Origin of the sequence: Sphingobacterium detergens (genome assembly GCF_003610355.1) — a bacterium.
Taxonomy (GTDB): domain Bacteria; phylum Bacteroidota; class Bacteroidia; order Sphingobacteriales; family Sphingobacteriaceae; genus Sphingobacterium; species Sphingobacterium detergens.
Genome location: NZ_RAPY01000004.1, coordinates 513071 through 525821, shown reverse-complemented (window position 1 = coordinate 525821; position 12751 = coordinate 513071). Strand labels below are relative to the sequence as shown.

The 12751-nt window shown below is 34.5% G+C and carries 6 protein-coding genes; 4 read left to right on the top strand and 2 right to left on the bottom strand.

Annotated elements, in window-relative coordinates:
• Positions 1-45: 45 nt before the first annotated feature.
• Positions 46-2583, bottom strand: coding sequence for an ATP-binding protein (locus DFQ12_RS20645; RefSeq protein ID WP_167457321.1), 2538 nt, complete (start codon positions 2581-2583; stop codon positions 46-48).
• 404 nt (positions 2584-2987) lie between these two features.
• Between DFQ12_RS20645 and DFQ12_RS20640 the strand changes: the two genes are divergently transcribed.
• A complete protein-coding gene (locus tag DFQ12_RS20640; RefSeq protein ID WP_120260926.1) occupies positions 2988-6383 on the top strand; it encodes a hypothetical protein in 3396 nt (1131 codons plus the stop codon).
• A gap of 4 nt (positions 6384-6387) precedes the next feature.
• Positions 6388-7281 (top strand): hypothetical protein, encoded by an 894-nt coding sequence (locus tag DFQ12_RS20635; protein ID WP_120260925.1) that lies wholly within the window; start codon positions 6388-6390, stop codon positions 7279-7281.
• 91 nt (positions 7282-7372) lie between these two features.
• Here DFQ12_RS20635 and DFQ12_RS20630 read toward each other — a convergent pair whose 3' ends face one another.
• Complete coding sequence (locus DFQ12_RS20630; protein ID WP_120260924.1) at positions 7373-8917, bottom strand: M12 family metallopeptidase; 1545 nt, start codon at positions 8915-8917, stop codon at positions 7373-7375.
• Positions 8918-9058: 141 nt separating this feature from the next.
• Between DFQ12_RS20630 and DFQ12_RS20625 the strand changes: the two genes are divergently transcribed.
• Both DFQ12_RS20625 and DFQ12_RS20620 read left to right on the top strand, forming a co-directional pair.
• Positions 9059-11011, top strand: coding sequence for an ankyrin repeat domain-containing protein (locus DFQ12_RS20625; RefSeq protein WP_120260923.1), 1953 nt, complete (start codon positions 9059-9061; stop codon positions 11009-11011).
• A 71-nt stretch (positions 11012-11082) separates the two neighbouring features.
• Entirely contained in the window at positions 11083-12165 is a 1083-nt protein-coding gene (locus DFQ12_RS20620) for a hypothetical protein (RefSeq protein ID WP_120260922.1), read from the top strand.
• The last annotated feature ends 586 nt before the right edge of the window (positions 12166-12751 follow it).

Below are 12751 nucleotides of genomic sequence, written 5' to 3'. Positions count from 1 at the left end.
TAGAGAAGCAAATCGCCGGGTATTTGTAAGGAGTTATTAATAAACCTATGATCCTTTATTTTTCAATGTTTTCGAGACTTTATGAATTTTTGTGATTAACCCAACCTTATCAAAACATTCATTTAAAAAATTTGGAAAACTGCTATCTCCGACATAGTTGGAAATTTTTTTCAATTCGTCATTTGCTTCATTGGCTAATCCGCACCAAGCCAAAGTAACTGCATACCTTCCCCGTGCTTCAATCACCATATCCAAAAGCTCAAATTCCTTAATTAAAGGAAACACATGAGTTTCCATTGTAAGCTTTGCAAAATGTGGGTCTTTGATTATATGAATAAAATCTTCTACACATTCAAAGCCCGCTGTAATAGCTGATCTACCTGCATGCGCAAGACAATAGAATTTCATTGCTAAAATTCGCCGAGTCAGTGGACTCTGCCCAAGGTCAACTCTAACATTACACCAAAAGTTTAAAACATCTCCTAATCGTTTTACCTCATCTGTTTTAATATCATCATTTAAAAATGGGACCAATTCTTCAAGCCCTCGAAAATTAACCAAATCTTCCTGTATACCTAACAGAATAAAATAATCCTTTATTAGCGTTTCAAGTATCGGTAAAACAAAATTGAACTCCTCTAATCGATAAAGAGCCACAGCATAGTTATACCTGAGTAACCTGTGCTCTTGGCTTCCCTCTACGACAAGTTTTTGGCCATGTTTAAATAACTTATCAACTTTAGTTTTATTACTTAGTGATGATTCACTAATCATTTCTTTAAAGCAAAGGCCCAGCATTTCTTTTGAACCCAGGTTACCTTTCTTAATAATTTCTCTCAGCTTTTGTAAGCGAATTTTAGAAGGAATACCCCCATCTCTGGATTCCCAATAGGCTAAAGCATCATGAGCCCAGTATTGATTGGCAAAGGAAGAACATTCATCATTTGCGGCATTTTCAAGTTCAAATTTTAAAGACAAGATATCTCCTTGTTCATGGAACAATTCATTTGTTGCAAGATCGACTAATGTAGCTAATTCACCTATTTCAGGAAGAAGCTTAATGAGAAAATTCATTCTTGAAACGTTTCGTTCAAGGTTAATGGATTTTTGCAAAAGTTCTACTATACATTTTTTAATAATCGTTATAACTTCCTTATCAAAATTCAATAAATAGATCGCAGCTAAGGGTCTTATCGCATCGTGTAATGCTATTTGATTTTTGGAGAAATTTACTATGATTGAATTTGCTTTCAATTCCCTTAATGCTGTGCCGGCATCAGTTTTATTAGTAATCCCCTTCTCCAAAAGAACCATAGCTTCATCATTTGTTAAGGGAATTTTACATAAACCTAAAATTGCAGATACAGTTTTTGCTTTGGAATTTAAAGTGTCAAATATCTTAGACAGAATTATTTCTTGTGGAGTTGACACTGTATGAGATAAGGAAAACATTGCATCACAAAAAATATCGGCCTCTCCAGAATATTCGTTTTTGATAATTGATAAAGCACCAATCACATATAATGGAAGCCCTCCCGTTAATAATTTGAGGTTTTCTGCAGTTCTGATTTTTATTTTTATATTTTGATTTTTTCCAAGTTCTGCGATAGTATCCAAAGACCATCCATTAAAATATTTAGCCTTTATCCCTAATTTCAATTCGAGAACACTTTGTTCAGAGAACGGTTGTCCAAGCAAAATATATTTTAAATCGTGCGAAGCAGAAATTAGCGTGAAAATATTGTCAGCAGGAATACTATGAACATTATCGAGGACAATAATTACATCGATCATTTTTTCCTGTATAACTTTAGAGCAAGCTCTTAATAGGTCTATTCCGGCTTTTTCATTTATCAAAATCCTCTCGGTTCCAACAAACCTTGCGATTAATTCCCTTGATAAACTGGTTGCGGCAGTTTCTGCAGGCAGATGGTTTACGTCTAAATATATCATATTCGCGGAAGAATGCATTGCCATATGAGAGGCCCAAGACGTTTTTCCTGAACCAGAAAATCCGCTTATTAACAAGACTTTAAAATTTTCTTCTACTACTGGCTCATTCTCATGCGCTATATAGATGAAGCCCAAGTCTGGAAATTCTTGGAGCTGTTGAACTATCTGCTCCAAAAGCAATATAACATCTTTTGGATGAAAACTATGACTTCTTGTACCGGTGCATGCATGGTGAATTATAGCTGTTAATTTAAAAACGAGAGTCGATGCAGAAATTGCTAAAAATGGAATAGAATTGGCCGCGTCAACACAAGCTTTTATCAGACTATCTAAGTCCCAATGTGGAATTGGCAAAAATGCATGAGGCTTACTACTTGGTGTTAAGATTTGAACAACTTCATTCCAATTTAAAGTAGTTATGTATTGTTTAAGACGAGGAGATGGCTCTTGGTTTGAGATAATTACAAAAACTGGTATTCCATTCCTTTTTCCATCTAAATGCTCTTGTCGAATTTTAGAAAATCGAATAATAGTACTCTCAATGTCTTTACGTTGTAATTGGTTTGATCTTGTTTTTACTTGCAAATAGTATATTTCATTTCCAATCGTAATCTCTATATCTTCATCCATTTCTACTGTTAAAACTATGCTTTTGGCACCTCTAAAACATAATAGACATAATGTAGCATACAGATTCTGATAAAAAAAGCCTTTATGTAATGCTTCAATTCTGATTAATTGCGATGGATCAATTAATTTGCTGTCACTAGATCGCCCGGGATTGTGATTCCTCATTTATTAAAAAAATATAATGAATAAACAAAACAATTGTATATTAGATTGAAGTAAAATTTAGTTATAATTACCGGAAAAATATCAAGTTTATTCCAATGTACAATTTTGATTATTGAAAATGGTTTTTATTTGCTAACTGATCAATTAGTATAAATCATAAGTAGATATAATTGTAAGTTTGTAAGGTATTTATTATAAAATTAAAAATTGATTGATACCTATTTTATTAATTTTTTCATATGAGTTTTGACAAGGTAGTAAAGAGATTACAAGACGGACCAGCAATTCTATTTTTAGGACAGAACTACCTAGCATTGGATTCTGGACTGGATCATATTTTGCAAAAAATAATAGCGAAATACGCAGATGATAAACAAATTGATGCAATTTCCTATAAATTACTTACAAATCTTAATCTTGCGAATTATAGCCCCAATTTTTTTCAGTGGCTTGAGGGCCTATGTAAAAGTATTTCTACCCCTTCTTGGTTAGAGGAAATTTCAAAATTCCCATGGGCTGCTATCTATACTTCGGCAATCGACACAATTTTAGAAAGACCATTTGATTCTGGAAATCGCACTGTCCAGCCAATTGTAAATGAACGATATTTAGTTAATGACCCTAGAAATAAAAATCGTCTTCATATCACTTATTTAATGGGGTATATAAGATCTGCCGATAGCAACGATTTCCCAGCTTTAAAACCATTAGACTTAGCAAGGAGGCGAAATATTACTAATGCATTATTAAGTCGGCTACCATCGCTAGTAACACCTAGAGGTCTGCTTGTTGTTGAAGGATATGGGTTGGATGACCAATTGTCTATCGATGATCTTTACACATATGCTGCTGCTTTTGAGGACGAACAGATATTAATCTGTAGTGCATCTGAAGAACTTTTAGATGATTATAGAGTAATTGACTTGGTTGAAAACAATAAAGCGGTTGTCACTAAAGAATCTTTCGCGTCATTATTTGTAGAATGGTCATCAACTGGTAAACTAGAATTTGACTCGAAAGGAACAGATGATTACTATGGCAAATGGCTAACACTTCCCCATGAGCGTGTAAAATTACCAGAGGATCTTATTAGTAAAGTTTCGAAAGGTGCATTTATTGCTGATGATAGTACTTTTGGAGGAAACGAAGATAAATCAGAAGAAGAACAATTTTCAGCCTTTAGAAGATTTCTTTCATCAACAAATGTCCTGCCGAATTGGGACGGCTACAAACAAGGATTTGCTTTCGAAAGGGATTTTTATCAAACCTTGAAATCAACGGTGATAAACGCCTATAACAACCGTGAACAATCTGAAAAGCCCATTATATTATTTGGTCAAACAAGTAGTGGAAAAACTACTACACTAGGACTACTAACTTACGAATTACGTAAAGAGTATAAATATCCAGTACTGTTTATTCCTAAGCGTTATCAACGTGGAGATGAAATGAATATCGATTTATTTTGTCGGTGGGCCGAGGAAAATAAAGCCAAAGGCACGGTTATCATTTGGGATGGTATGTTAGAAGTGGAACCATATTATAAACTTTTACGTTTTCTCCATTCTAGGGGTCGTAATATTATCCTGGTATGTAGCTGTTATATTACTGAGTTGGAGAAAGAAAAAGCAAGACCCAAAAATTATATTGAGGCACCAATAGATCTTAATCTTTCTGAGAGAAATCGATTTATTTCTTATTTAAAATCGATAAATCCTTTACTTGCAAGTGTTATAAAGGATAAAAATGAGCCTAATTTGCTGGCACTCTTGTATCGCTTTCTTCCTACAAATCTTGCAAGTATCCGTTCAGGACTGCACGATGAGTATAAATTTTTTGTTAACTTATTACGTAATCAAAAATCAGACTCACATAAAACGAAGACTGACTTATATGATTTATTCACAAAAGCCGGAATCGTTTCTCAGGAAGATAGTGACGATGGTTTGTTAGATACACCTATTTTCCTTGCATCAGAGACAATTACTGTTGCAGATTTCTTGATATTTTCAATAATGGTTCCTGGGCAATATGGTTTGAACGTACCGTTTGAACTATTGTTGGACGCAATAGGATTTGACAGTTTTGCAACCCATATTTTTAAAGCAATGAATACCATAAATTTAATAAAATGGTACGATGATGAAGATGGAAATATCGAATTAGGACCGAGAACTACTTTGGAAGCAGAAATACTTGCTAGATATGCAGGGGGAAAACAATCAGAAATCGACTATATTTCTGGGCTATTGACAAGAGTAAGGACGGTTTCGGGAGAAGAATTTGGCGCAGCAGATCGCCAAATTGAATTTGCTGTACAACTTTTAAATGAAATTGGTCCAAACTCAACTAATGCATATGTACAATCATATTATAAAATCACCGAGATATTGCGGAGTTTAAGGGAAGATCGCTTCGCGTATCATCCGCGACTAGTACTCAAGGAAGCAATGTTCTTACGGGCTATTGTTAAAAAAATTAAAGACTATCCTGAAATTGAAGAAAGCAATATTGAATTACTAGAACGCGCAGAAAATATGGTTCGCCAAGCTTTAATGGATTTGGGTAATAATTCTGGGCGTATGATTGCATCATATTTACGTGTAGAATTGTCTACAATTTGTGGTTTTTTAGCCCACCAATATGTTAGCGAGCCGGAAATAGCTAAGGAGTACTATTGGCAGGTTAGGCAACTTAACAACTATTCTTTCAGTACAAATCCTGGAAATTATTTAGCAGTTGATATTGCGGCTTGGACAACAGAGAGATTATTAGCCGGAAAGGTATTTACAGAAGAAGAAAAAGTAGAAGCAGAAACAGATGTTTTAAGCTTATTTGAAATGGCTGAAGCTGAAGGGATTAGTGAAGAACATCAAGAAGATTTCCAAGCTAGGAAGGTTAGATTTTACGAAATTATAGGCAATATACCTTTAGCTGACGAAATTTTCGAATCCATGAGGGCGAAAGGATTCACATACGGGATTTATTTACGAGCCAGAAAAAAATTGGGTTTTGGAAAAGAAAGTGAGACGTCTAATGAAAAATTAATTCAGAAAAATAAAGAAGCATTCAAATATATATTTAAATATTTTGAAGAGATTAAACATGATGGTAGATGTCTCTTTCTTCTACTCAAAACTTGGTGGATCAGCCGATTAGGAAGCACTTTTTTTGAAAGCGAAAATCAAGCAATTGCTTTCGATGCTAAAGACTGGGATTTTTGCATGCAAGTTACAAATTTGCTTCTCGCTTGTGAGGAGAAGTATCAAACTGCTACCGTTTACTATTTACTTGCTTTAGCCCAATTTCATTTGGACTTTATAAAGCCAGCAATGCAAACATTTGAAGCGCTCCAAGCGGAATCATTCTCCTACGGACGAAAAAGGGTAGTGAAATTTTATATGCTATCTACTCCTACTGGTGGCTTAAGAACGTTTAGTGGAGAGGTAAAAGAAAATGTATCACGCCATAAGCATGATAAGCGCGGTGATATTTACGTTTCAGAATTGGGTATTTCAATTCCATTTTCGCTCTACGATTTTGGCCAAAATAGTTTCCAAAAAGGCGACAGAATTTCTGCGTTCAATATTGCTTTTAATTTCCTCGGACCAATTGCTGTTCCTACTAAAAACTAATAGAATGGATCAGATACGTAGGAAGCATGACGAATTAATCAACTTAATTGAAGAAATTAATAAAGAAACAAATCGCTTTAATGGAACTTGTTTTTTTATTCCACCATCTTTAAAAATAAGCTTTAATTCATTTGAAGTTTGTTTTAAGGATTATGTTCTTTATTTATACAGTTTGTTCATAGAATTGCCTGGAATAAACTTAAAATTTGTTGATAAAAAAATAAAAGATTTTGGTATACCACTAAGTGATTATGCAAAGAGGATTTCTAGATTAGTTCAAGATTTAAGAACTGTTAACGGACATTATACTTCACTTGAAAAAGCAAAAGATAGAGAAAAAATTAACGCATGCGAAGATTGGTATGAACAAACCGCATCAGTAAAAAGTCTTGAAAAAGAAGAAGATTACCAGAAATGCGCGAACGCATTGCTAAATGGAACAATTGAATATCTTGTGCAAGTGCTTTTATGCATCCAAGAATTTTCAAAAATTGAATTTCCGGATATTGTAAAAAATGATTGGCAAAGGGAGTCAACACGATTTTTCACAAAATATGAATGGGAGAAGCAACTGCAACATGTTTTGGAATTATATGGAATGAATCATTATGACCCATATGTTATAACTGAAAAAGAAATAGGAAAATGGAATGCGCAATTAAAAATACTCAAAGAAGGTTTTGTATTTCAAATAGAATCAAAAAAAATTATCGAACGTTATTTAGCTCAAGAAGAAATTTGGCCTGCAAGCGCTGAAGACTTACACGCTTTAGGCGTTGAATATGGCCCAAGTATGGGAGAAATGGTAAAAAAATGCAAAAAACTGTACTATGAATCCCCATGTAAAAAAGCGGAGCTACTGATGAGATTTAAGAAAAAATATCTTAACAAATTATAAATATGTTGCTACAATAGTATATTTTATATGTTTGTCTTTTAGCTTTTGTTAAGCAATATTTTATCCATCCAGTACACTTTAATAACAAAAGTCAACGATTCAATAAAAAATTCGTCCAGCTACTTGTTGCAATTTGCACTCCATCTTTAATAATTGCTGTGTAATATTTATACGGGGTATTATTGCCGAATACGGGGAAAAAGGACAAGGGTACATTAATAAATAAATCACTGTATTGACCAAAATTATAAGTGGTATTTTCAAATGCAGGCACAAAATTACTCATGTAAGAAAGATTTACATTTTGTCTCTTAAATGAGTCATAATAGGTAACCGGTGCGCCATTATTGTAAAAGAAATGAACTACCACAGATAATTGATTAGCACGGGCATTCATAATCGTAAACTTTGGCATTACAACAAGGCTATATTTTGTATTATCGAATATTTGTACATTGTGAATTGGAGACAAAATTGGTCCATTTCTATAAGAAAAATAAGTAGCTCCACCTTGAGCAATTTCTCTGCCTATGTCGTCAAATACGGAAACTACTGACTTCAAATTATGACTGCCATTGCCTAGATGAAGTTCATCATATGGAAGAAACAAGTCGCTATTGAATAGAGACGCTTCATAAGCCGGTGTTACATCTTCTCCCACTGCGACCTTCCCATTAACTGAAACATATAAACTATTAAAATCATTTAATGGAACTCCATTTGCATTATAAAAATAGGCTGCAAATCGACATTTTTTGCCTAGACCATTATTGATTTGATATTGCCCTTTTATTGACATTCCCTGTTTTCCGTTTCGAATTACATTGTGTTCAATTGATACATTTTTTAGAGTACTCGAGATAGCTGTTGTCGTACTTGTACCTCCCGTAGAAATGATTGGAGTTTTTGTATTAAACGGGTACATCTCTCCAATTAACTTCCGATCTCCTGGTGATATATCAGTGTTCCAATCTACAGAATAACCATCCAACGTGAGTGAACCATCTATTGGATAATGCATAATAGAATATCGGTCATATTCTTTGTTTGTCATCTCTACACTATATCTATTGAGAACTTGTTCATCAACTTTCTGGGCGCTCCATCCTTGGGTTTGCATATAGAGTGCATAAACTTTGGGTTTATTCCATTGGATAGGACTTAATGGTGACTTGTGCTCATGCAAGAGGCCAAGAGCATGGCCAAATTCATGTAAAATTGTTCTCTTCAATACAACTTCCGGTGTAGATTCGTCAAAACCTTCATAATTCATGGTACGATCAGATTGAGGGATATTTTTTGAATGTGATCCCGGATATGACCAATATCCCCCCTTCTCGAATCCTATTCTGATATCGGCATTTCCAGAGGTCACAAAGTTAAATTTGACGTTTGCAAAATTTTCCCATAGTCTAGCATATTGCTGTATTTTTTGGTGGACAAAATCGGTACTACCTCCCAGAAACTTAACTGTGAGCACAGAGCCGTTTGTCCATTTTGAGCTAATATCAAAAACACCATGTTGAACATTACCTAGAGTATTAGGTGCCACTTTATCAACGCATGATATTTGCGCATTTAAGTTAACAGAAATATGCAACGAAATAATAATTAAAAAAATCCGAAAATATTTCATAATAAAGGCTTTACGCTAATATACGAAGTTTAATATTCAACTCAAATTACATGCTCAAAAAAATTAAAAATTATCGAACATTAATTTCTGAATAGAGGATTTGCATTTAAATATTTTGATTATATTTAATAAACTAAATTTATGAAAATTATGCGCTTAGCCACCGCTTTCATCATTGGATTCCTTTCCCTGTTTTGCCCCTCTATCAACATGGCAGCAGAGTTTCCCTGGTTTAAAATATTGGATTCTTATCAAGGATATGTTGAATTTGTAGAAGGAACGAATACTACAAGAAATATTTATGTTCTTCCAGTACTTGGTCTTCCCGGAACTGCATATTATCATAATACTCCTTGGGGCTTTAGCCCAGCCACGGCAAATTCCGGGATAGAAATCGCTGACAATGGTGATATCATACTTAATTATAAAATCCATACAAACAACAATCACTTACCTCCCGACTTCAAACAGGACGTAATAAATTACATTACCGGAACTGGCTTCAACTTTTCCAAATATGCCAATGTCTCAAAAGGTAATTATCTCGTAACTTTTATAAAACCTCAAAATACTAAAGTCACACTTTTTATAGATCATGAAGAATATAAAACCACCCCAATTACTGGAATTTTAGATGCCAACTATAATGGTAAATTCCGGATACCTGCCGAAAAAGCAAACCTTATAAGAATGGGCAGGTATGAAATAAAGGTAGAATACGATTTTCCATACCAAAACTTTTCATCAGTTTCTATAAATATTAGCGAAGAGCAATTGACGAAAATTAAGATTGATGTATTTAGGGAGTTGATTCAACGATCATCAAGCTCAAGCGGAGGTTTCTTTATATGGAAATGGAAACAACAAACTCATCGTGTGGTTGAAAAAAACCGAGTAAGCTTTGATGCATCCAATTCTAATAACACTGACATTAGCATAGTCCATCGGGATGCAACGCCTGAAATGGAAGAAAGGATAAGTACAGTGCTTGGCTTTTATGCGACAACAAAGGCCGACCTAATCAAAGCTCATAATGATGCTTATTCCAAAGCAATGAACTCAAAAAACACTGCACTTGGGAATTTGCATAAGAACTACATTGACGCAGTACAAACAGACGATGTCGGCAAATCTATTGATGTTCTTAAGTCAGCCGCTGCCTTGAGTAATGGAGATCTTTTTTCATTTTTAGCTTCTGGAGTTGCTTTCTCTGAAAGCTCAAACTCAAGTTATAGTTCATTCCATGGGGTCAAACGTGTAAACATATCAACCAAATCACAACTGGCGTACAACGATATAATGATTAAAACTGTTGATGCTAAACTTACTAGCAGCGGTTTTAAATCTGATAATTTAACCCAAGCGTTTAACGATAGTTATAGGCAAAAGAATGTGGCCATTTTTAATGTACCTTCATATTTGCCTTTATATACCCATAATTGGGTTCAAGCTTTTTTCAATTCCGTTACCAATAAAGATATAGCTACCTTGAAGTATCTTACCACTTATTTCACTCCTATTGCTCAAGTCAATGCATTGAACGGATCCAACAGAAATACAGCTTTACATATTGCTGCAACAAATGGTGACATAGAGATCGTAAAAGAATTACTTCGTTTCGGAGTGAATCCCATGCTTAAAAACCGATATGAAGAAACCGCGAAAGATATTGCTTTGGAGAAAGGTCATACCTTAATCGCAGACTTAATTCAAGCAAAAGAAAATACAAAAGCAACAGCGAGAATCAAATTTGAACTACCCAAGGATTTTACTTTTGAATCCATTCATTACTATGGTCTTGATCTTCCTTATTTACAAGGTTTAGATCTACGAGACAAGGTCAAGGTTTTCACTTCAAGCGATATTTCTTTCGATTATTATCCGGGCATCTATCCAATTTCATTTATAATAAATTATAAAGATCAATACGGAATGAGTCAAAGTACAATAATTTCAAATATCTATAAAATAAAAGCTGCAGCACCAATAAATTACACAGAGAGCTTGGCTTTCAGAACAGATATCAATTCCTTAACTAATGGATCTGGAGTTTTTATAGGTAGCATGAGCGAACCTATTTATTGGGATAACTAGATAATAGTAATAGTCTTTTTACGAAACTGGCTTTTAGATTATTTTTTAACAACAAATTATTAAATTTGGATATGCCAACTATCCACTCCTTTTATAATGATTTTACAGATATAGTTCAAGCAGCATTTAGAGGTTTGTCCTTTAAGGTATCTGATCTTGATGATCTCCAATACAATAGGAACAATATCGTATTCCAACCAGATTTGATAATACAAAAGGATCTAATTTCCATAATTTGTGAGATCAAGTTTTACCGGAGTAGAAAAGTGCCCAACGGCACAATAAGAACAGTGGCAAATGCTATTGCAAGTTTCCCATCCAATGAAATTAGCAACCGAGCCATAATAGTTTCCAGTATTGTTCCGTACTCAATAAAAGAAGAGATATTCAAGACCTATAATGTTGTGGTATGGGACAGAAGTAACCTAGCCAATTTTTTAATAGCAGCAAACAGGGAAGATAAAGCAGAGGAATTGGGAACATTGATTATGGAGGCGCAACAGGGTCTCGATACTAGGCTTCCTTACGATGGAGTTAATGAAGATACAGAACAAGATCCCGTAAAATACTTCAAACAGGATTCATCAGTAGCTGATTCTAGTGTCAGTTATGAAATGAAAAGCAAAGGGGCCAATCTTATTGCAGAATTAAAGGCAATCCCTGAAGGCAAACCAGGATGGGTGGAGTTCGAGAATAAAAGTGTTGAAATTTTAAAATATCTCTTTAATAACGATTTGTCCGTATGGAAGCAACAACAGCGAACTGATGACGAATTATCAAGATTTGATATGATCTGCCGGGTAAACTCCCTGGACGACTTTTGGCGTGCACTTGTGAGCTCTTTCAATTCCAGGTATGTACTTTTCGAGTTTAAAAATTATAAAGATCCAATTCCACAAGGCCAAATCTATACCACTGAGCGGTATTTATTTCCGAAGGCATTACGTGGCACTGCAATTATTATCGCCCGAAATAATGCCCATGCCAATGCAATATCGGCAGCAAAAGGAGCATTGAGAGAGCATGGAAAACTAATTATGATTCTCGATCAGTCCGATTTAATCGAGATGGTCAGAAAAAAAGACAATGGGGATATTCCTAGTGATTACCTTTCAGATAAACTGGATGAACATTTGATGTCCGTATCAAGATAGATTTATCGGCAAGTAATCATTATCTGAGAATAGAAATCGATGATATTTCACCATTTTGAACGCAAAAGGTGTTCTAAGAAAATCCCGAACCTCCATTTTTTTTTCAAAGTTATCCGCTTTCAAGAAGGTAACCTTATACTGATTTCACTTGATTAAAAGATCAAAATTGAAGACTTATAAAAATAAAAGAAACACTCACAACATTAAACCTTTGTTTTTCAGGTTTTTACTTTCTTCAAAAACTGGTTCCAAACGATCAAATAAATTCCCCAAGAGTTCAAACCAATTCCCGAGCTCGGTACGATCCGGGACTGATGTCCTAAAATCATTAGGCTATTCAATTTTGAGTAGCCCATTCATTTTGATACCCAGTGTGCTATCTAATAAAATCGAATCAATCGCAGGTATTCTAAATTCTCCCACAGGCATTTTCATACACATTCCGCATATTAGAAAGCTGATCGAAAGAGGCTTTAAGTGTCTCCATCGGATCACTTTGAGATAGCATATTAGCCTGTTGTACTTCACAAGATCTTTCCTGAAATGCTGGCTAAACTTTGGAAATAATGAAAATTTGGCAGTTCAG